The sequence below is a fragment of the Asticcacaulis sp. genome (assembly GCA_024707255.1).
In the GTDB taxonomy this organism is placed as follows: domain Bacteria; phylum Pseudomonadota; class Alphaproteobacteria; order Caulobacterales; family Caulobacteraceae; genus Asticcacaulis.
In genome coordinates, this window is the sequence record JANQAC010000002.1 from 879,184 (window position 1) to 899,817 (window position 20,634).

The following is a 20,634-nucleotide window of genomic DNA, read 5'->3' on the forward strand; positions in this document are numbered from 1 at the left end:
CTGTCTTACGCCAACTTGTAAATGCTTTGGGAGCGTACCGCATGTTTGATCTCAACAGCCTCGATCCGTTTGCCGGATACTGGTCCGGGGAAAGCGTCGTTGGGCCCAATCCGTGGACGAAAAGCGGTCCGAACCTGGGACGCTGGGGCTTTCGCTTCGATGATGCCCGCAAGAACCTGATTTTCGATTATGAGCAAAGCGGGCCGGACGGCTCCGGGTTCGATGGTCACGGGGTTTTCTGCGCCGACCCGGATTCGGAAGACCTGTGCGGGTTCTGGTTTGATGACCGGGGCTTCCCGCCTTTTCATCCGTTGCGCGGGCAGTGGAGCGACAACCGCCTGATTCTGCTCAATACCACGCCCCGCGGGCAGGGGCGCTGGACGCTTCACATCGAAAATGGCGCACTGCACTATCTGATCGAGGGGCGTTTGACAGCCGATGATGCCTATTCAACGGTATTAAATGGCCAGTATCATCTGACTTGATATCTTCGGAAATGTATTTTAATTCAGTGGTTTATCGGTAATTTTTCTGGCGCCTTCAGTCAGGCAGTGAATTTTTTGTGTCTGTTGCAGGGTGGTTTGGCTATCGCCAGCGCGTCAAATCCGGGCTAAAGTCCCACCTCCCGGACCAGATTTGATGAGGACGACTGTGAGCACCAGATTATATGATACGGCCTGGGTCAGTGTTGAAGGCGTAGAGCAACCGCTTCAGGTCCAGAAGGACCGGCGCAATCCGGCGGCCTTTATCGTCGGTGATTACCTGTATGATATCGATGGACGGCCCCTGCCTTCGCAAGGTGTCGTGCCGAAGATCCTGAACCTGCACAGCCTGCAATCGGCGCGGGAAGCCGGACTGCGGATCAATCTCGATGTCGGCGCCGCCTATCCCGAACCACGCGAGTTTCTCAGCTAGAAAGCGCTTTCCAAAAAGTGTGACGCACTTTTTGGATTAAAAAGCGCGCAAAGCTCTAAAACGCGCCGATCTGTTTGAGGCTGGCCACGCCTTCGCGGCCGACGATCAGGTGGTCATGGATGGTGATCTTGAGCGGCTTGCCGGCGGCCACAATCTGCTTGGTCATATCGATATCGCCCTGCGACGGCATCGGATCGCCACTTGGGTGGTTATGGACCAGAATCACTGAACTTGATGAAAGTTCCAGAGCGCGGCGCATGATCTCTCGCGGGTAGGCCGGCGCGTGATCGACCGTGCCGTGCCCCATGATTTCATCGGCGATCAACTGGTTTTTCTTGTCGAGGAACAGGATGCGGAACTGTTCGCGCGGTTCGTGGGCAAGCGTCACCTTGAGATAGGAGACCAGCGCCGACCACGAAGATATCACAGTGGTGCGTTTCAGCGGTTCAGCCACCATCCGGCGCGTCGCCTCGAACATCAGGGCGAGGTCGAGCGCGATATCGGCGGTCATGCGCAGGGCCTTGCCCTTGTTGTCGACGGCCGAGACCTGAAGCATGTCCTCCAGTGGCGCCGAGAGTGCGGCCGGCAGCGAACCGAAGCGCGTCAGCAGGGCCTTGGCCAGCGGCTTGACATCGCGCTGAGGGATGGAGCGGAAGAGAAAAAGCTCCAGAAGTTCGTAATCGGGCAGGGCGGAAACGCCCCCAGGCGTGCCCGATGGCGCAGACGGTTACGATGACCTCCATGATCGGGCAGGGCAGGTTCCGCTATCGGGTTGAAAAAGCCTGCGGCCTCTTCCAGTGCGTCTTCTGCCATGATCCCCCCGGATACCGATTAGCCCAAAACCGGCGCCGGTTTGAACTGGCCGGTCGGCGAGGCGGTAAACAGTTCCACGCCGTTTTCCGTGACGCCACAAGAGTGCTCGCACTGGGCGGTCAGCATCTTGTCGCGCGTGACGGCGGTCCAGCCGTCATTCAACACCTTCACATCGGGCCGGCCGAGATTGATCATAGGCTCCACGGTGAAGAACATGCCTTTTTCCAGGCGCGGACCGGTGCCGGCCTTGCCGAAGTGCAGGACGTTCGGATTATCATGGAAAACGCGCCCGACGCCGTGGCCGCAGAAATCACGGACCACCGACATGCGATGGCTTTCGGCATATTTCTGGATAGCCGCCGCGATATCGCCAAAGGTATTGCCCGGCTTGATCTGCGCCAGGCCCAGCGTCATGGCCTCATAGGTCACATCGATCAGGCGTTTGGCCTTGGGCGCCACGACACCGACTTCGTACATGCGCGAGGTGTCGCCATGCCAGCCATCGACAATGCAGGTGACGTCGATATTGGCGATATCGCCTTCGCGCAGGGTCTTTTCCGACGGGATACCGTGGCAGACCACATGGTTGGGCGAGATGCAGACCGTATGCTGGTAACCGCGATAGAAGAGGCAGGCCGACAGGCCGCCATGATCGGCGATGAACTCGCGCGCCAGATCGTCGAGATACGAGGTCTTCACGCCCGGCACCACATAAGGGATCAGCATGTCGAGGCACTCGGCGGCGACGCGCCCGGCCTTTCTCATGCCTTCAAAGTCTTCATCCGTGTGGATGCGGATGGTTTCGGAACGGAGCATATAGTCGGAATCTGTGGTCATGGCGGCAATATAGTCTTGTCGTCCGGCTAAATCCAGTAGGCCCAAAAGAAGTAAGCCGATAACTTACCCACGCCAAAATTTAACGCTTCGTTAATCGCGCCTCTGGCGGCATGACACGGATCAGCCTAAATGAGGCGTTACCACTGGGGATTAAGGTGGGCGGGAGTGCATAATGTCTGATACGCGTATTCTGGTGTTCGGGAATGAAAAGGGCGGGGCGGGGAAGTCCACTGTGGCCATGCACGTGGCCGTGCATCTGCTGCATCTTGGCAAGCGCGTGGCCTTTATCGACCTCGACCTGCGCCAGCGGTCGCTTGCCCGTTTCTTCTCCAACCGCGTCAGGTGGGCGGCGGCCAATGAAAAGGCGTTGCCGATGGCCTTCGAGCCGCACCTGCACGACAAGCCGGCGTCGCTGCTGGCCGTGCCCGAAGCCGAGGCACGCCAGGCTTTCGATCGCGCGCTTGATGAAGCCATTGAGCAGGCCGATTACATTATCATCGATACGCCGGGCGGTGATCACGTCCTGTCGCGCCGGGCCCACGCCGTGGCGCACCTGATCATCACGCCGATGAATGACAGCTTTATCGATTTTGACCTGCTGGGTGAGGTCGATCCGGTGACACTCGATGTCAAGCGCCCGTCCATCTATGCCGAAACCGTGTGGAATTCGCGCAAACAGCGCGCTGTATGGGATGGTAAGTCGATCGACTGGATCGTGCTGCGCAACCGCCTGGCGGCCAATGAGGCGCGCAACCGCAAGCGGGTCGATGAGCGCGTGCAGGCCCTCGGCAAGCGCGTCGGCTTCGAGGTTCTGGCCGGCCTGCGTGACCGCGTCATCTATCGGGAACTGTTTCCGTTTGGCCTGACCGTGGCCGACCTGTCGGCGGATATCCGTCCGGTGGCGGTGTCGCTGACTCATATCGCCGCGCGCGCTGAGCTACGGGCCCTGATGGGCTCGCTGGGCCTGGAAGCCGGCGCGGAAGTGCCGCACACAGCCGAAGACCTGGAGGCCGTGGACGCCTGATGGTGTGGGTCGCAAGTGCCATTGCGGTGTTTCTGTTCCTGGCCTGGGTCGGGAAGCAGTCGCGTCTGGGGCGCCTGAAAGCGGGGCCGTGGATAAACCAGTTTCGCACCCTGCGCAGCGTCATCAGCATGGGGTTGGTGGTGCTGGGCGTCACAATGCTGTTGCGCGGCCTGATCTGGCAGGGGCTGGCGGCGTTTCTGGTGTCGTTTATCCTGGGCGGCAGTGTGCGTTACCAGACATACTTCCGCCAGCCCGAGGCCCCGGCGGCTGCCAGTTACAGTTCCGAAGAGATCAGGGCCTATAACACGCTGGGCCTGGCCATCGGCGCGGACCGCAAGGCCATCAAGGAGGCATGGAAGCGGCTGATGAAGACGGCGCATCCGGATCAGGGCGGGGATGTCGGCCGCGCCAGTGCGCTGAATGCGGCACGGGATGTGTTGTTGAAGCGCCGTCGCTAAACTTATGGGGCCTCAGGCCCCAAACCCCATTAGCTTTAAGCGTCCGGCTTGATCACCATGCAGTCCAGGTGCTTGGCCGATATATCCTTGCAGGCGGCCGACGCCTGGGCCTTGGTCAGGGTGACGAAGCGCGTGCGATACCAGCCATTATCGTTCTTGCTGATGTCGGTAGTGCCGTTGGCCAGATGGTTGCTGAACTTCGACTTCATCTTCTTGGCCCAGTCATTGGCCAGGCTCTTGTCCTTGAAGGCGCCAATCTGGACAGCATAGACGGCCGTCGGATCTTTCTTCTTTTTGCCCTTAGCCGCCTTGTCAGCCAGCGCCGCTTTCTTTGACTTGGCAGTTGTTTGGGCAGTTGGCTTGTCGGCCGCGGCCACCTTGGTCGCCGGCTTCTTCACCAGGGCGGCGGTGTTGGTGGCGGCGCTCAGGGTCTGGGCGACAGCCGGGGCCTTGATGGTCGAGCTGGCGCGCTGGACATCGACATCTGACGCATTGGCCTGTTCGCTGCCCTCAAGCGTTTCGCGCAGTTGCGCATCGCTGAGAGGCGCGTTGCCGCCCACCACATCACCGTTATCCGCCAATATGGTGTAGGGTTGCGGACCTTCCGGCATCCGTGCCTCGGCATCCATGGCGCGGGTAAATTCATTCTGCGCGATCTCGATCCGCTCGCCGCGGTCACGGCGGGCAATGACGTCGAAACCGGTATTCATCAGGGCGGTGACGTGCTCGCGGCGCTGCGTCTTGTTCGAGCCGCCCAGCATGACGGCGATCAGGCGGTGATTATTGCGCACGCCGGAAGCGACCAGGTTATAGCCAGCGGCATTGGTGAAGCCGGTCTTCATGCCGTCGATGCCCGGCATACTGCGCAGGGGATTGTGGTTCACATAGGTACGGCCGCGGAATTCCTGCGAGGGCAGGTTGAAATAGTCATAATACTGCGGATAGTCGCGCATCACGGCGCGCGCCAGGATGGCCAGGTCGCGGGCCGAGGATATCTGGCGCGGATCGGGCAGGCCGTTGGCGTTGACGAAGCGCGTATGCGTCATGCCCAGTTCCTGCGCCTTGATCGTCATCATGGCGGCGAAGCGTTCCTCTGAGCCGCCGCCGATCTTTTTCGGCCAGGGCCACGGCCAGGTCGTTGGCCGAATAGAGGGCGATCAGGCGCATGGCGGTATCGACATCGATGGTATCGCCCGGCCGGAGATAAACCTTCACCGGCGCCTGTGAGGTGGCGTGGGCGCTCATGGTGATCTGGTCGGTCGGTTTCAGCGTGCCGTGCGCCAAGGCATCGAAGGCCATATAGAGGGTCATGATCTTGGTCAGCGAGGCGGGATAGCGGGCCGAGTCGGCGCGCTGGGCATAAAAGACCTCGCCCGATTGGGCATCGACCACGATAGCGGCGTAACGGGCGTTATCGGTCAGGTCCTGGGCGGCGGCAGGCAGGGCTATCAGGAAAACAGCCGAAGCCGCGAGAACGGCGGCTTTCAGCCCCTTGTTCCCGTTTGATATTGTCTCGCCAGCCCGTTTAAATATCCACCCGATCCTACGCATCAAAACCTATCCTCAACTCGTTACACACGCGATTTGCACATTCAGATTGCCGCCGGACGCCCCAATGAGAAACCTGGTAAATATGAAAACCGTGTCCCTTAAAATAAGAAAACAATGTGTTCTCAATGTGAGCGCTATAACATCATAACGTCAGAGACTTAGTCTGTCGTGAATTTTCCTTAAGCAAACCTTAAGCTCACCGTAACGTGACCGCAGGCTGGCCATTTCGCGCTGGTTATGCGCCTTTCACCATGCGAGACAACCACCGCGTTCATCAAGTTGCCAAGAAACTCCCATATGAGGAGAATCCGCAGGTCTGTAGGTTGTAAAATTTTTGTGCAGCGCAACATAAAGATTGACGTTATGCTGCGCTTGCGTTATATAAGCATCAACCGGGCAGAAGGTCCGATATCCAAGTTCAAGCGTTCAGGGATGTCGGGGATTGGCCCACGCATCATATGAAAAAGGAGTTACCCATGTCGGAAGCTGCTGAAACCGTAAAAGCCACTGTCGAAAAGTTCACCACCGCTGGCAACCAGGCGTTCAAGGACACGGTCGAAAAAGACCCTGGCCGGCATCAATGAAGCCAATGGCCTGGCCAAGGGCAATGTTGAAGCCGTCGTCGAAAGCCTGACCGCCGCCACCAAGGGCGCGGAAACGGTTGGCGCCCAGGCCATCGCCTTCTCCAAGAAGAACTGGGAAGAGGCCGTGACCGCCGCCAAGACGCTGCAAGGCGCCAAGAGCATTCAGGAAGTCATCGAGCTGCAATCGAAGTACGCCAAGTCCTCGATGGAATCCTATGTCTCGGAACTGAACCTGCTGACCGAAACCCTGTCGGCCTCGTTCAAGGACACCTTCAAGCCGATCAATGCGCGCATGACCGCCGCCGTCGAGAAGTTCCAGTCCTATCGTTAAATAAATCCGGCCTTCGGGTCAGATGATTTTTTAAAACCCCGTGCCATCAGGCGCGGGGTTTTTCATTTGGCGGCGCCGCAAAAAATCCGCCTGCCGTTTTTTAAATTTTGACTCTTAACAGGCGCGCAATTGGACTATCTTGTGGCCTGGTCTGCATTGCGGCTTGCAATCAGGCGACTCCGCCATATCTATTAGCGGAGAGTGCGTAAAGCACCCAAGGCACAGAACATACTGAGATGAGACGGGTTTTGACAGACATAGAGCAACAGGTGGTCATGGCGGCCGACAAGGGCACGGTGACTCGCCCCGGACAGACGCCCGGCCTGCTGATCGACACCAAGCCGAAGGCGCAAAAGCCCTCACTTTATCGTGTTTTGATCCTGAACGACGACTACACGCCAATGGAGTTTGTCGTTTACGTGCTTGAGCGATTCTTCAATAAATCGCGTGAGGATGCCACCCTGATCATGCTGCATGTCCATCAAACCGGAGTGGGGGTCTGCGGCGTATATACCTACGAGGTGGCGGAAACCAAGGTGGCGCAGGTGGTGGATATGGCCCGTCGCCATCAGCATCCGCTCCAGTGTACGATGGAGAAAGACTGACGGAGACAGGCTGAGGGCGACAAAAGAGAAGTGCCCGTCATCAGCATCCATTGCAGTGTACGATGGAGAAGGACTGAGGAGGGGGGATTACGGACGGCCGGGATTTTATCTGAGTTCTGAAGGGAGAATTCAGATCAGGTTCAGACTGAAGGGGCCAGAATGAGCATGGTTAATTTTCTAAACCACGCGTTAAGAATTCGGGTCCAGAGTTTGAGTTGAGTAAAGCGTTTTCAAGTTTTATCGGAGGTCGTCATGCCGTCATTTTCCAGCGCATTAGAAGAGACCCTGCATCGCGCAGTCGGTCACGCCAATGCCCATCATCATGAATATGCGACGCTTGAGCACCTCCTGCTGGCCCTGATCGATGATGTCGATGCCGCGGCCGTCATGAGTGCCTGCAACGTCGATCTGCCCAAGCTGCGCACAGCGCTTGACGCCTATATCGAAACCGACCTGAAATCATTGGTCGAACCCAGTTCGGAAGAAGCCAAGCCCACGGCCGGCTTCCAGCGCGTCATCCAGCGCGCGGTGATCCATGTCCAGAGCTCCGGCCGCGATGAAGTGACCGGCGCTAATGTCCTGGTCGCCATCTTTTCTGAGCGCGAATCGCACGCCGCCTTCTTCCTGCAAGAGCAGGAGATGACGCGCTATGACGCGGTCAATTACATCGCTCATGGCATCGCCAAGAAGCCCGGCGCGTCCGAACCACGCGTCGTGCGCGGCGCCACGGAAGACAATGCCGGCACGGAAGAGAAGGGCAAGGGCGGTTCCACCGATGCGCTCGCGGCCTATTGCGTCGACCTCAACGAGAAGTCGCGCCACGGCAAGGTCGATCCGCTGATCGGCCGTTCGGCCGAGGTCGAGCGCGCCATCCAGATCCTGTGCCGCCGCACCAAGAACAATCCGCTGTTGGTCGGCGATCCGGGGGTTGGCAAGACGGCCATCGCCGAGGGGCTGGCCAAGAAGATCGTCGATGGCGAGGTGCCGGACGTTCTGGCCGGCGCCACGATCTACTCGCTCGACATGGGCACGCTTTTGGCGGGCACCCGCTATCGCGGTGACTTCGAGGAGCGCGTCAAGCAGGTCGTAAAGGAACTGGAGGCGCACCCCAATGCCGTCCTGTTCATCGATGAAATCCACACGGTCATCGGTGCCGGCGCCACCTCCGGCGGGGCGATGGATGCCTCTAACCTGCTGAAGCCGGCGCTGGCGGCGGGCACCCTGCGCTGTATGGGCTCGACCACCTACAAGGAATATCGTCAGCACTTCGAGAAAGACCGCGCCCTGGTGCGTCGCTTCCAGAAGATCGATGTCAACGAGCCGACGCTGGATGACACCATCAAGATTCTGAAAGGTCTCAAGCCCTACTATGAGACCTTCCACCATCTGAAATACACCGACGCCGCCATCAAGACGGCGGTGGAGCTGTCGGCGCGCTATATCACCGACCGCAAGCTGCCGGACAAGGCGATCGACGTGATCGACGAGGCTGGCGCCCTGCAGATGGTCATGCCGGAAAACAAGCGCCGCAAGGTGATTGGTCCGAAGGAAATCGAGTACGTGGTCTCCAAGATTGCTCGCATTCCGTCGAAGTCCGTCTCGCGTGACGACACCACGGCCCTGCGCGACCTGAAGGCCGACCTCAACCGCACGGTCTTCGGTCAGGACGAGGCCATCGAGCAACTGTCCACGGCCGTCAAGATGGCCCGCGCCGGTCTGCGCGATCCGCAAAAGCCGGTGGGTTGCTACCTGTTCTCCGGCCCGACCGGCGTCGGCAAGACCGAAGTGGCCAAGCAACTGGCCGCCACCATGGGCGTCGAGCTCCTGCGTTTCGACATGTCGGAATATATGGAGCGCCACACCGTCTCGCGTCTGATTGGCGCCCCTCCGGGCTATGTCGGTCACGACCAGGGCGGTCTGCTCACCGATGCCGTCGATCAGCAGCCGCATTCGGTAGTCCTGCTCGACGAAATCGAAAAGGCGCACCCGGATATCTACAATATCCTGCTCCAGGTCATGGACCATGGCCAGTTGACGGACGCGGTCGGCAAGAAGGTCGATTTCCGCAATGTCATCCTGATCATGACCACCAATGCCGGTGCTTCAGATAACCAGAAGAACTCGATCGGTTTCGGCCGTGAGAAGGTTTCGGGTGAAGACGAACAGGCCATCAAGCGCCTGTTCACACCGGAATTCCGCAACCGTCTCGATGCGATCGTCACCTTCAAGCAACTGAAGCCGGACGTGATCAGCCAGGTCGTCCAGAAGTTCATCCTGCAACTGGAAATGCAACTGGCCGATCGTCATATCTCGATCGAACTGACCGACGAGGCCGCTGCCTGGCTGGCCGAAAACGGTTACGACGAACTGTATGGCGCCCGTCCGCTGGCCCGCGTCATCCAGGAAAACATCAAGAAGCCGCTGGCCGACGAAATCCTCTTCGGCAAGCTGGTCAAGGGGGGCATATCCTGGTGAAACTGGCCGATGGCAAGATCGCCTTCGATATTACGCCCTCGCAAAAGGGCGCCGACAAGCCGGGCGCAAAAGCTGAAATCGTAGACTAGAGGCAAGCCCCTAGGACCGGATCATTGACAGCGTGTGTTGATACGCTGGCGGTTAAATAACAAAGCCCTTCGGTGCAAACTGGAGGGCTTTTTTTTGTACCTCCCCGGCTGCGCCGGGGAGGGGGACCGCACGACACCGCGAAGCTGTTAGATGCGGTGCTGGGGTTTCTTGTTTTCTTAAAGGATTGGGTAGTGTTGAGTGCATGTGTCAGTTTGCTCATCCGGCATGTATAGTCTTCCGGCGAATTCAACTGGATGCCAGGTCGAAGGCTTGAACTCGACCTTCAAATCTTCCGGTTTTTGGCCTTCTTCGGCACAGGCCGCGTGGCTGGCAACAACGGTCCAACGGCCCTGCCGCACCATCAGCAGGGTAGCCAGTCGCCAGGTGCTGACATCCTTACGCACGTTTCGATCGAGTATCACCACGTCGTCACTGCCGTCATGATTAATGTCTGAGACCATGGCCATGCAGGCTTTCGGATTGTGGCTGGTAAAACAAGGCGGCAGGCCGTGATATGCCGGTTTCATCCATGTTTCACGCATCGGGGGCTCGGTCGCCCAGGGCAGGACAATGGTGCGATCGGCGAGAGCCTTTGCCAGGGATTCAGGGAGCGGTTTTGAAAGCGGCAGCCGCGCGATATGCGTGAGCAGCGGTGCCATAGCGCGCGCCTGATTAAGTTCGCCAGCAGGAGCGGGAATCGTATTCTCTCGAACCATGCAATCACTGTCGAAGAAATTGACCGCGTGTCCGTTTATCCACAACATATCCAAGGCTTGGGCGGGGAAGTTGATTTGTCCATTTCCTACAGTAGCCAACTCCGTCTGGCATAGGCGCATACGTACAGTGCTTTGCCACTCGCCACGCTTGAGTTGAAAGATAGTCAGTCTGTGCCCGACAGCCGGTTTGATGTATTCCTCCCATGTGCCGATAGTCTGAGCGTCGATAATAATCTCACCCTGGCTATCGCCGGTCAGGTCTGCCATGTGCAATACGCATTCGCCGGTAGCGTAGGTCTTTGGCGGCAGGAGACAGGGTAAGCGGTAACGCCATGTCTGCCAGAATCTTTTCCGGAATTTGCTGGCCGGATAACAAATCTTGCCGCAGGGTCTTACCATCGAGAGGCATCCGCAGTTCGTTGAAACGAGTTTCCTTTTCCTGGATATTGCTCCCCCCCCAAATGATCTCCGCCCCAATATGTTATGTGGCCAGATTCAAACCATTGCTCCTGAACAGCTACCGAGGTCTGACGGATTTTGTCTGTCGTGCCGCGTATTTCCAGATCGTGTAAGGCATCCAGTCCGGCCTTTCCGGAACGTAGTTTCAGATACCCCCAGTCTGCGCGATCCAGCGGAATCAGGCCCAGGTTTATTCCGAGTGCTTCAGCGGGCACACATATAGCTGCAACCCGCGCCTTCGGCACATAGTTGGCGGTGACACCGTAACCAACAATTACGACGACTATTACAGCCAGTCCCCTGAGTAGCCATTTCATATTAATCCCCCGGTTTTGCACTATGCTACCAGAGATTTAATGCGACACCAGTGTCTATTAATTCGCACGAAAACCTCGCAATCGTAACCGTACCTCCTACATAAGGCGCTGAAACCGGAGTGCACCGCATGATACCATTTTCCATTCTCGACCTGTCGCAGATTTCCGAAGGCAGCAGCATCAGCGATGCCCTGGTCAATTCGGCGAAGATGGCGCAGGCGGCGGAGGGCGCGGGATATAAGCGCTACTGGCTGGCCGAACACCATGGGATGCCGGGTATCGCCTCGGCGGCCACTTCCATCGTCATCGGCCATGTTGGGGCGGCGACGAAGACCATCCGCATCGGTTCTGGCGGCATCATGCTGCCCAACCATTCGCCGCTGGTGATCGCCGAGCAGTTCGGCACGCTGGAAGCGCTCAATCCGGGCCGGGTCGATCTCGGTATCGGCCGCGCCCCCGGCACCGACATGATGACGGCGCGCGCCCTGCGCCGAAATATGGATGCCGGTGTTGAGAGTTTTCCCAACGATATCCTTGAGTTGCAGCATCTGCTTGGCGAACCGGATGAGGGCCAGCGCATTCTGGCCGTGCCGGGCGCCAATAGCCAGGTGCCGATCTGGCTGCTCGGTTCCTCACTCTACAGCGCCCAACTCGCGGCGCAACTGGGGCTGCCCTATGCCTTCGCCTCGCACTTCGCGCCGGAACTTTTGTTCGATGCGCTCCAGCTTTACCGCCAGCATTTCCGACCTTCGGCGACGCTCAACAAGCCGCACACCATGGTCGGCGTCATGGGCGTGGCGGCGGACAGCGATGCCGAGGCGGAATATCTCTACACCTCGATGCAGCAGTCCTTCGCCAACCTGCGCCGTAACGTGCGTGTGCCATTCCCGAGGCCGAGCTATGACGCTGTGGCCGCCCTGACGCCGGAAGAGACCACCATGATCGACCATATGCTCCGCTACGCCATGGTCGGCTCGCCGGCCACGATCGAAAAGCGACTCGGCAGCTTTCTGGAGCAAACCCAGGCCGACGAACTGATCATTTCCATGCCGATCCACGATATCGCCGCGCGTCTGAAATCGGTGGACCTGTTCGCCGGTCTGCCGTTTATGCAGAAGGCTTGAGGCGAATAGGCGCCTATTTTGCAGATGGTGCATTTCCTTTGGCGTTTGCCGCGACCGGTAAACTCAATGACGGCAGTTCGACCCGCCCCTCTTCGTTGTTCCCAACACGGATCGAATAATATTGGACCGGCATGATGGAAAACCTGCCTGCCTTGAAGTCGGCCAGTTCAGTGCCGCCCAAAGCAAATCCGGACGTTGTTCCCCACAGACCATTGCTCTCGTAGGCCACGGCAACCTCGGCAAGATTTTCTTTGCGCAAGCGATCCGGTTCATGGATCACAAGCACTTCAGGTTTGCCATCGCCATTCATGTCACGCAGTATGGCTGTGCAGGAATCTAATTCTGCCGCAATTTTCAAGCAATTCGTTGCGTCGAACATGCCTTCAAATTTTGTATTCAAAAAGCTCTCTGGCAAAGCTGCGCCAGCCGGATAGATCACTTTGAGAAGGTGCAAATTGGAACGTGGTTTCGGGAACTCCGGTTGGGGGGCGGTGCCAGGCTTGGTGGGAGCAAGATAGTCCAGGACCTTCTGCGCGGGATCACGAATCGCGGGATTGGAATGGTGCGCTAAGTCTTTGAGCGCAGCCCGACCATAGGTGCCAGCGCTTCTGGCAAGAAACTCCCAGTCGAACGCATCGGGTGTTATCTTCCCCTGCTGCAAGCGCACGACTTGGCTGTTAACGCTCAGGCGATACGGATCGGCAATCGGCGTCAGCACCGCCAGGCAAATCAGCGCCATGATAAAGGCCAGGGCGATATTGACCGGCTCCAACAAAGCTAACCAACGGCCCTTTGGCGTCACGGCGGCCACCGTATAGCCCAGTCCGTAAAGCGCGGCGATGATGACACCGACCAGCGCCATAACTCGCTCCGGCGTCAGGCCGTATTGGGCGATCCGCAACCACAGCGAATATGCCGCAAGCCCCGAAAAAACCAGCAACAGCCCGCAGGCGATCCGCGCCGACCAGCGCAGGATGATATGCGCCTTGCGGTCCTCATCGCCCTGCTGCCAGGCGGCGTTGACCAATAGCACCAGCGCTACGCAGCCGGCCAGCAGGGAGGCCGTCGCCGCCTTGGTTTTCCACAGCGGTTCCAGTCCGCTGAAACACAAGGAGACGGCGAACAGCAGTCCAATCACAGTGATCACCGGTAGCAGCCAGGACAGCACACCCAACACCAGGGCGCGGAAATTGTGCATCAGTTTCGGCTGGACATCGCCGAGATTGACCGAAGCGGCGATAGCGAGCCCTGTCACCGGCCAGGCGAAATACACATTCATCAGCAAATCCTTGAACCAGTGGAAGCCGATAAAGCCAAGCAGGCCAGCACCAAGAAACAGGATGGCCCAGAATAGCGCGGTAAAAAGACCGCTCAAGGCCAGTTGCACGCCGCGTTTCCATGCCTCGTCGAAATAGAGAGCGTAGGCTGCAATCGGCTTTCCGGCCTGGTCAGCGCTGGAAACCAGTTCATGGCTGATGAAGAGGAACGGGTAGATCAGGAAGGTCAGGTTGAGGAAGAACGGATTGTAGCGGTCATCCAAGCCATGCGCCGCGCGGTTCCAGGCGATCAGCGCGATCAGGCCAAGCGCGATAACGCTCCAGATGGCGAGGCTGATCCGTTTCATGGCGCCGGCACCAGCCCATAGGATAAAGGCGCCGAGGATCAGGGTGCTGGTCAGGACCTGCGCCCACACCGGCACATGCTGCCCCTCAAGGGCATCAAAGCTCTTGATCAGCCAGGCGATGCCCAGGCCGAAGATGAGCCCGACCGCCAGCCGGATGATCAGGGCTTCATTGGCTTTCAATGATTGAGTGGTCATGGCGCTCCCCGCTTATGTCATAGGGGTAACACGAAAAGCGTTCAGCCGCTATATCCTGCCCATGGTGGTCTGGGCGTTGTAGATCTGCTGGATCGGCGCATTGTCCGGATCGAGCGGCACCATGCGCCATTTGTCACCGTCCGCTTCAAAGCGGACCGGCGCGGCATTGGGGCTGGAATACATGTCGTTGAGGAACTTGCGCGTGACGGCCCGGAAGGGGATGCCGTGGAAGACGAACAGGCATTTGCCGGTTTCGCGGTATTCGTTGATGCAGGTGTAGACCCGGTCGATCACCTCCGGCAGCGGCTCGGCGTCCCACGGATAGTGCTTGCCGTCGACATCGGCCTGCGGGTTCATATGCTCGCGCATATCCTCGCGGTGCTGGTGGACCTCATCGATCGTCATGCCCTCGAACTGGCCGAAATTGCGCTCGATCAGCCGCCCATCGATCACCGGCTCGATACCGCTTGCCGCGCCGACGATCTGCGCCGTTTCCAGCGCGCGGGAGAGGGGGCTGGCGATGATCTTTGTGATACCTTCGCCCGCCAGGATTTTCGCAGCCACATGCGCCTGCGCACGGCCGGTTTCGTTCAGCGGAATATCGGTCGAGCCCTGGAGGCGCATCTGCACGTTCCAGTCGGTCTGGCCATGGCGAAGGACGTAGAAGGTCATTACAATTTCGCTTTAATTTGCGCGGCTATGTCTTTCAATTCGTTGAAATCCGCCATCTTGCCGACGGCGTGGGCACGCTCTGTCACACCGTCCCAAGCCGGCAAGATATGAAAGTGGATATGGAAGACGGTCTGGCCGCTGGCTTCGCCATTGAACTGCATCAGGCGGATGCCATCCGGCGCCAGCGCGTCACGCACGGCGCGGCCGATTTTCTGCGTCTGGACAATGAGGTTTTGCAGGTCGTCGGCTGGAATGTCGAACAGGTTACAAGCACTGACCTTGGGAATGACGAGCGTATGGCCCTTTGCCTGCGGAAAGGCGTCCATGAAACTCAAAATCCGCTCGTCTTCATAGACCTTTACCGACGGAATATCGCCGCTCAGGATTTTGGCGAAGATGTTTTTCGGGTCGTATTGGGCGGAAAGGCTCATGATTTACCTGCAATTTGTGCTGATTCCGAGTTTAGAGGACTATGATATGCAGGCCAAGAGGGGTATTAGCACGGCAATGATCAATCTCTTGCTAGTCATGCTGGGTGGCGCTTTCGGCTCTGCCTGTCGTTATCTGCTTGGCCTCGCGTCCGCCGGGTGGTGGCGGCATGAGGGCTGGCCGCTCAATGAATGGCCGGTGGGCACCTTTCTGGCCAATGTCATTGGCGGCCTGCTGATGGGGCTTCTGATGGGTGAGTTGTTCGGCCCTCTTAAGGGTCTGTTCGATACCGAACGCGCCCGGCTTTTCCTCGGCATCGGTGTCCTCGGCGGCTTCACCACCTTCTCCTCGTTCTCGCTGGAGACGGTGCAGATGCTGGAGCGCCGCGCTTACGGACTGGCGGCGAGCTATGTCTCGCTGTCGGTCATTTTATCCATTGCCGCCGTGATGGCCGGCCTGTTCCTGATACGGAAATTTTCATGAGTAAAGACGTCAAGACCCTCTATATCACAGACGGCGAAGACGGCATCCGAGTTGATCGCTTCTTCAAGCGCCGCTGGCCGCATATCAACCATGTGCAGTTGAACAAGCTGCTGCGTTCCGGCCAGGTGCGCGTCGATGGCGGCCGGGTGAAGGCCGATACGCGACTCGCCACCGGCCAGACCATCCGCGTGCCGCCGCTGCCGGAAGCGCCCGATATCGACCAGCAGAAGCGCGAGCGCGCCATGCTTTCGCCGCAGGAAATCCGCTTCGCCCATTCGCTGGTGCTCTATGAGGACGAGGATGTCATCGCGCTGAACAAGCCCTCGGGCCTTGCGGTACAGGGCGGCACCAAGACCAAGAACCACGTCGACCGCCTGCTGTCGGCACTGGGGGAGGGGCTGGAACGTCCGCGTCTGGTTCACCGCCTCGACCGCGATACCTCCGGTGTGCTGCTGCTTGGCAAGTCGCCGCAGGCCGCCGCACGGCTGTCGGGCGCCTTTGCCAAGCGCCGCGCCCACAAGACCTACTGGGCGCTGGTGGTTGGCAATCCGAAGCCGGAAGACGGCTATATCGATACGCCGCTGGTCAAGAAGGGTTTCCATGACCGCGAGATTGTCCAGCCGGCCGAACCGAACGAGCCGGGCGCCGAAGTGGCCGAGACCGAATATGTCACCATCTCCCGTGCCGGCCCGCGCGTCACCTGGATGGCTCTGCGACCGCATACCGGCCGTACCCACCAGTTGCGCGCCCACATGCAGGCCATCGGCCATTCGATCCTCGGCGATCCGAAATACGGCAGCGAGGAAAGCCAGTCGCTTTCCGCCGGGCTGAATCTGCAACTACATCACCGCCGCATCGAACTGCCGCACCCGACCAATGGGACGCTGATCGTCGAGGCGCCGCTCGATCCGGTGATACAGGCGGGCTTTGACCGCTTCGGCTTCGATGAGCACGAGGCCGAGACCGATCCGTTTGCCAATAAGAAAAAGAAGAAGAGATGAGTTTGCGTCTCGCCGTATTTGATGTCGATGGGACGCTCATCGATAGCCGGTCAAGCATCTTCCGTGCGGCGGTGGAAGCCGCTCATGCCATCAATATTGATCCGCCGACCTATGACGATGTGCGCGCCATTGTCGGCGTGTCGCTGTTCGATGCCCTGGCCATGATGCGGCCCGATCTCGATAGCGAAACCATCGCGCTCTATACGCACGAATTCCAGCAGGCGTTCCTGCGCTTTCATGCCGACCCGGATTTCAGCGAAGACCTCTATCTCGGTGCAGAAGATACTCTGCGCGCCCTGAAAACCGAGGGCTGGCTGCTCGGCATGGCCACCGGCAATTCGCGCCGCGGCGTTACCCGCACCGTGGCCAAACATGGCTGGGGCGACCTGTTCGACGTCACCTTTTGCGCCGATGATGGCCCCTCCAAGCCACACCCGCACATGCTCCAGCGCAATCTTGATGCGTTGGGCGTGGCAACGCACGAAGCGGTGATGATCGGTGACGCCAGCCATGATATGAAGATGGCCCGCAGCGCCTATGTACGGGCGGTCGGCGTCTCCTGGGGTTTCCATACGGTCGAGGAACTGCAACTGGCCGGCGCCCACGATATCGTCCACGATTTTACCGAGCTGAAGGCGCTCCTGGATGACTTCAATCCGGAAGTTTTGCCTGAAGCCAAGCGCGCAAGTTATTGATATGACCTACAAAGCCGAAGCCCCCGACAAGAAGTCCGATAGCCTTGGTTTTCGCCCCAAACGCTTCTGGGGTGGCACAGCCACCATGGAAGTGGAAGGCGGTTTTGCCGTTGCGCTCGACGGCCGGCCGGTCAAGACGCCCAAGGGCAATGTCATGGTCCTGCCCAATGCCGCCCTGGCGCAACTGGTCGAGGCGGAGTGGGCGGCCGTCGGCGAATATGTCGATTATGAAGCCATGCCGCTCACCCGGCTGGGTTTTGCCAGCGTCGATCGCATGGCCGAGGTGCTGGATGACACCCTGGCCGAGGTGACGCGGTATTCCGAAACCGACCTGCTGTGCTATCCATCAGAATATCCGGCGGCTTTGCAGGCGCGTGAAGCCGCCGCCTGGCAGCCGATTCTGGCCTGGGCCGATGCGGCGCTCGATCTCCAGTTCCAGCAGAACCAGAGCATCATCCACCAGCCGCAGCCGAAGGAAACCATTCGGCGGATTCAATCATTGATCGCCAATGCCACGGCCTATGAGCAGGCAGGGATCATGCTGGCTATTCCGCTTCTGGGTTCGGTGATCCTGGCCATTGCCCTGTGGCGCGGGCACTTGGGCGGTGAGGCGGCTTATCAATCCTCGCGCATCGGCGAGGATTTCCAGTCGGAAACCTGGGGCGCCGATGCCGAAGCCGCCAAACGCGCCGCCGGCATGAAGGCGCAGGCACAAAGCCTCGATATCTGGTTCAGGGCGCTGGCATGAGATGATCCTCGGCCAGCTTCTGGCGCCTGCTTAACTGACCCGTCAGCCACAGAACGAACATGTGGTAATCGCCCATGAACGACCGCAGCGGATATTTGAAGGTCGCTGGCCTGTTGTGCTCGATAAAGAAATGCCCGATCCACGCGCAGCCATAGCCGGCGATAAGGCCGGCCGGAATCCACAAGAAATTGCGCGTGGCGATGGTCAGGATCAGCGCCGCTATGCCAAAGGTCGAGCCGAGATAGTGCACGGCGCGCGTCGCAGGCTTGCTGTGCTCGCTCAGGTAAAAGTCGAAAAAGGCGGAATAGGTCTTGTAGCGCTCGGCCATGGCTTCGTCCTCTTTCCGGATTTTAGCACGGAGGAGCTAGAACAGGTAATTTGAAATCCTGAATTTGCGATGCAGGCTATGCGTCTCGTCCACAGGCATGGTCAACAAAGGCACATCCTTTTCCTGTGTCGCGGTTTCAAAAGCCTCCCTCGTTAATGGACCTGTGATGCCCCTGAATTCCGAATCCGGAACAGTGAGATCAATATACCAATAGTTTGAGATGTCCGGATTGTTGTCTGGATGCTGAAGCGCTGAAATATAGCGTTTGTTCATGCCAACGGCGGCGATAGTGCCGTCAATACCACCGATGCAACTGTGAGGAGGCGTTTCCCGGCATATCGATAGATCCTGCGGGATGTCCGGAGCGAAAAGTACATATTTATCCGCCAGTTTTTCCCGTCTTGCTGGATACCCGCAGCCAGCTAGGCCTATACTAATCAGCCCCAGTGCGCCCCAAATGCGTTTCATTTCATTCCCCCTTTTTAAACGGTGAAGCCTCTTCGGCCAGCATCAACATCTGTTCGGCCACGGCCTCGCGCTCCTGACGCAAGTAGGCCTCCACCGGCGCGCGAAGGCGCTTGTCGCGGATATAGTGCGCCGAATAGACCGGATTTGGCAGGTAGCCGCGCGACAGCTTGTGTTCACCCTGGGTGCCGGCCTCTACGCGTTTCAGACCCCGCGCGATGGCGAAATCGATGGCCTGGTAGTAGCAGACCTCGAAATGCAGGAAGGGGATATCGGCCAGCGTGCCCCATTGCCGGCCATAGAGCGTATCATTGCCGATAAAGTTGATTGCCCCCGCCACCGCGTCATCGCCGTCATAGGCGAAAACCAGCGCCATCTGGTCCGCCATGGTCTGGCGGATGTGGCTGAAGAAGGCCCGCGTCAGGTACGGGCGGCCTGTGCCCCATTTGCGGTCATAGGTGTTCTCGATAAAGCCATAGAAGCGATCGAGATGCGCCTCTGTGATCTCGTCGCCGACGATCCATCTCAGGTCAAGAATTGATTGCACATCGCGCCGCTCGCGCCGGATCACCTTGCGGCGGTTGGAAGACAACTGCGCCAGGAAGTCATCGAAGGTCGCGTAGCCGTTATTATCCCACCAGAACTGCTGATCCTGGCGTTGCAGAAAGCCCATCTCGCCCATCATCTGCCATTCATCCTCCCGCGGGAAGGTTATGTGCAGGGAGGATAGCTTGTTCGTCTCGCACAGCGACATCGCGGCTTTTACAAGCGCTTGCCGCACCTCCGGATCGGGCGAAATCAGCCGCGCCCCCGTCACCGGCGTGAATGGGATGGCGCCTTGCAGCTTCGGGTAATAGTCGCCGCCGGCCTGCTCATAAGCCCGCGCCCACGACTGGTCGAAGACATATTCGCCCATTGAATGGTATTTGACATAGAGCGGCATCACGCCCCGGATGGCGCCGCCTTCGTCGCTTAGCGAGATATGTACCGGCTGCCAACCGCTGGCCTGATCGACGCAACCGGTCGCTTCAAGCGCATCCAGATAAGCGTATGAGGTGAAGGGGTTATCATCATCCCTTAATCCATTCCATGCACTTTCGCCGATCTCGGCAATTCGGTTATGCAGTTTCAAGCTAAGGGCTGTCATGACGGCTATATGGGCATCACTTGTAAAATAGCCATCACGCGCAATCCTAACGGCGATCCATCACTTCGATAAAGGCGTCGATCTCGACCGCGAAGCCGAGCGGAATCTTGTACATGCCCACCGCCGAGCGGGCATGCTTGCCGGCATCGCCGAGCGCCGCCACCATCAGGTCGGAGCAGCCATTGATCACCTGGGGGATATTGTAGAATTCCGGTCCGGCCTGGACGAAGGCGTTGAGCTTGATCACCCGCACGACATTGTCGAGATCGCCGCCGGCGGCGGCCTTCATCTGGGCCAGCAGGTTGATGGCGCATAGGCGGGCCGCTTCCACGCCCTGTTCCACCGTCACATCCACGCCGACCGTGCCCTTGATGCCACCGCTGGCGTCATTGGAAAGCTGGCCTGAGATGTGGACGTGATTCCCGGTGCGCACGAAGGGCACATAGTTGGCGACGGGCGCGGTGGGGACGGGCAGGGTAAGCCCTAAAGCGCGCAGGCGGTCTTCACATTTCGACATGAGAGAAAATCCTGAAATTATAACGGGTTTG

The 20,634-nt window shown here is 58.9% G+C and carries 22 protein-coding genes and 3 pseudogenes; 12 read left to right on the forward strand and 13 right to left on the reverse strand.

Features of this window, described 5'->3' with window-relative positions; genetic code table 11:
- The first annotated feature begins 41 nt into the window (after nt 1-41).
- Nucleotides 42-485 (forward strand): hypothetical protein, encoded by a 444-nt coding sequence (locus NVV72_15375; GenBank protein MCR6660651.1) that lies wholly within the window; start codon nt 42-44, stop codon nt 483-485.
- 166 nt (nt 486-651) lie between these two features.
- Nucleotides 652-915, forward strand: coding sequence for a hypothetical protein (locus tag NVV72_15380; protein ID MCR6660652.1), 264 nt, complete (start codon nt 652-654; stop codon nt 913-915).
- Between the two features lie 55 nt (nt 916-970).
- Here the strand turns inward: NVV72_15380 and radC are convergent.
- A pseudogene (radC, locus tag NVV72_15385) lies at nt 971-1,728 on the reverse strand (DNA repair protein RadC).
- A gap of 18 nt (nt 1,729-1,746) precedes the next feature.
- The gene (map, locus tag NVV72_15390; protein ID MCR6660653.1) at nt 1,747-2,565 is read right to left on the reverse strand and encodes a type I methionyl aminopeptidase; all 819 of its coding nucleotides are present in this window, start codon (nt 2,563-2,565) and stop codon (nt 1,747-1,749) included.
- A gap of 172 nt (nt 2,566-2,737) precedes the next feature.
- On the opposite strand from map, the gene NVV72_15395 reads away from it, so the two are divergent.
- Nucleotides 2,738-3,589, forward strand: a complete 852-nt coding sequence (locus NVV72_15395; GenBank protein ID MCR6660654.1) for a division plane positioning ATPase MipZ — start codon at nt 2,738-2,740, stop codon at nt 3,587-3,589.
- The gene (locus NVV72_15400; protein MCR6660655.1) at nt 3,589-4,047 is read left to right on the forward strand and encodes a molecular chaperone DnaJ; all 459 of its coding nucleotides are present in this window, start codon (nt 3,589-3,591) and stop codon (nt 4,045-4,047) included. The genes NVV72_15395 and NVV72_15400 overlap by 1 nt, the downstream gene beginning before the upstream one ends.
- Nucleotides 4,048-4,082: 35 nt before the next feature.
- Here the strand turns inward: NVV72_15400 and NVV72_15405 are convergent, their stop codons facing one another.
- Together NVV72_15405 and NVV72_15410 are read right to left on the reverse strand one after the other, a co-directional pair.
- Nucleotides 4,083-5,093: an SPOR domain-containing protein gene (locus NVV72_15405; protein MCR6660656.1), complete on the reverse strand. Its 1,011-nt coding sequence runs from the start codon at nt 5,091-5,093 to the stop codon at nt 4,083-4,085.
- Nucleotides 4,975-5,598 carry a serine hydrolase gene (locus NVV72_15410; GenBank protein ID MCR6660657.1) on the reverse strand — a complete coding sequence of 208 codons (624 nt, stop codon included), beginning with the start codon at nt 5,596-5,598 and terminating at the stop codon, nt 4,975-4,977. The genes NVV72_15405 and NVV72_15410 overlap by 119 nt, the downstream gene beginning before the upstream one ends.
- A 476-nt stretch (nt 5,599-6,074) precedes the next feature.
- Here NVV72_15410 and phaP point away from each other — a divergent pair.
- From phaP to clpA, 3 genes and pseudogenes are all read left to right on the forward strand, one after another.
- A pseudogene (gene phaP, locus NVV72_15415) lies at nt 6,075-6,513 on the forward strand (TIGR01841 family phasin).
- Nucleotides 6,514-6,788: 275 nt separating this feature from the next.
- Nucleotides 6,789-7,118 carry an ATP-dependent Clp protease adapter ClpS gene (clpS, locus tag NVV72_15420; protein ID MCR6660658.1) on the forward strand — a complete coding sequence of 110 codons (330 nt, stop codon included), beginning with the start codon at nt 6,789-6,791 and terminating at the stop codon, nt 7,116-7,118.
- Nucleotides 7,119-7,370: 252 nt separating this feature from the next.
- Nucleotides 7,371-9,682: pseudogene (gene clpA / locus NVV72_15425) on the forward strand (ATP-dependent Clp protease ATP-binding subunit ClpA).
- Nucleotides 9,683-9,859: 177 nt separating this feature from the next.
- Here clpA and NVV72_15430 read toward each other — a convergent pair.
- Nucleotides 9,860-10,666: a hypothetical protein gene (locus tag NVV72_15430; protein ID MCR6660659.1), complete on the reverse strand. Its 807-nt coding sequence runs from the start codon at nt 10,664-10,666 to the stop codon at nt 9,860-9,862.
- 125 nt (nt 10,667-10,791) lie between these two features.
- Nucleotides 10,792-11,175, reverse strand: a complete 384-nt coding sequence (locus NVV72_15435) for a hypothetical protein (GenBank protein ID MCR6660660.1) — start codon at nt 11,173-11,175, stop codon at nt 10,792-10,794.
- A 128-nt stretch (nt 11,176-11,303) separates the two neighbouring features.
- On the opposite strand from NVV72_15435, the gene NVV72_15440 reads away from it, so the two are divergent.
- Nucleotides 11,304-12,299 (forward strand): LLM class flavin-dependent oxidoreductase, encoded by a 996-nt coding sequence (locus NVV72_15440; protein ID MCR6660661.1) that lies wholly within the window; start codon nt 11,304-11,306, stop codon nt 12,297-12,299.
- A 13-nt stretch (nt 12,300-12,312) separates the two neighbouring features.
- Here NVV72_15440 and NVV72_15445 read toward each other — a convergent pair whose 3' ends face one another.
- From NVV72_15445 to NVV72_15455, 3 genes are all read right to left on the reverse strand, one after another.
- On the reverse strand, nt 12,313-14,103 hold the full coding sequence (locus tag NVV72_15445) for a DUF4153 domain-containing protein (protein ID MCR6660662.1): 1,791 nt from the start codon (nt 14,101-14,103) through the stop codon (nt 12,313-12,315).
- 63 nt (nt 14,104-14,166) lie between these two features.
- On the reverse strand, nt 14,167-14,790 hold the full coding sequence (locus tag NVV72_15450; GenBank protein MCR6660663.1) for a histidine phosphatase family protein: 624 nt from the start codon (nt 14,788-14,790) through the stop codon (nt 14,167-14,169).
- Complete coding sequence (locus NVV72_15455) at nt 14,790-15,221, reverse strand: HIT family protein (protein MCR6660664.1); 432 nt, start codon at nt 15,219-15,221, stop codon at nt 14,790-14,792. Before NVV72_15455 ends, NVV72_15450 begins: the two co-directional genes overlap by 1 nt.
- A 76-nt stretch (nt 15,222-15,297) precedes the next feature.
- Between NVV72_15455 and NVV72_15460 the strand changes: the two genes are divergently transcribed.
- Genes NVV72_15460 through NVV72_15475 form a run of 4 tightly spaced genes read left to right on the forward strand, consistent with a single transcriptional unit; the run spans nt 15,298 to nt 18,146 of the window.
- On the forward strand, nt 15,298-15,702 hold the full coding sequence (locus tag NVV72_15460; protein ID MCR6660665.1) for a CrcB family protein: 405 nt from the start codon (nt 15,298-15,300) through the stop codon (nt 15,700-15,702).
- On the forward strand, nt 15,699-16,703 hold the full coding sequence (locus tag NVV72_15465) for an RluA family pseudouridine synthase (protein MCR6660666.1): 1,005 nt from the start codon (nt 15,699-15,701) through the stop codon (nt 16,701-16,703). The genes NVV72_15460 and NVV72_15465 overlap by 4 nt, the downstream gene beginning before the upstream one ends.
- Complete coding sequence (locus NVV72_15470; protein MCR6660667.1) at nt 16,700-17,398, forward strand: HAD-IA family hydrolase; 699 nt, start codon at nt 16,700-16,702, stop codon at nt 17,396-17,398. The genes NVV72_15465 and NVV72_15470 overlap by 4 nt, the downstream gene beginning before the upstream one ends.
- Nucleotide 17,399: 1 nt before the next feature.
- Nucleotides 17,400-18,146: an ATPase gene (locus NVV72_15475; protein ID MCR6660668.1), complete on the forward strand. Its 747-nt coding sequence runs from the start codon at nt 17,400-17,402 to the stop codon at nt 18,144-18,146.
- On the opposite strand, the gene NVV72_15480 is transcribed toward NVV72_15475, so the two are convergent.
- The 4 genes from NVV72_15480 to NVV72_15495 are packed head-to-tail and all read right to left on the reverse strand — an operon-like array spanning nt 18,130 to nt 20,603.
- Nucleotides 18,130-18,474, reverse strand: a complete 345-nt coding sequence (locus NVV72_15480) for a DUF962 domain-containing protein (GenBank protein ID MCR6660669.1) — start codon at nt 18,472-18,474, stop codon at nt 18,130-18,132. The genes NVV72_15475 and NVV72_15480 overlap by 17 nt on opposite strands.
- Nucleotides 18,475-18,510: 36 nt before the next feature.
- Entirely contained in the window at nt 18,511-18,942 is a 432-nt protein-coding gene (locus tag NVV72_15485; protein ID MCR6660670.1) for a hypothetical protein, read from the reverse strand.
- Nucleotide 18,943: 1 nt separating this feature from the next.
- The gene (locus tag NVV72_15490) at nt 18,944-20,086 is read right to left on the reverse strand and encodes a GNAT family N-acetyltransferase (protein ID MCR6660671.1); all 1,143 of its coding nucleotides are present in this window, start codon (nt 20,084-20,086) and stop codon (nt 18,944-18,946) included.
- 46 nt (nt 20,087-20,132) lie between these two features.
- Nucleotides 20,133-20,603, reverse strand: a complete 471-nt coding sequence (locus NVV72_15495) for a RidA family protein (protein MCR6660672.1) — start codon at nt 20,601-20,603, stop codon at nt 20,133-20,135.
- Nucleotides 20,604-20,634 lie beyond the last annotated feature (31 nt).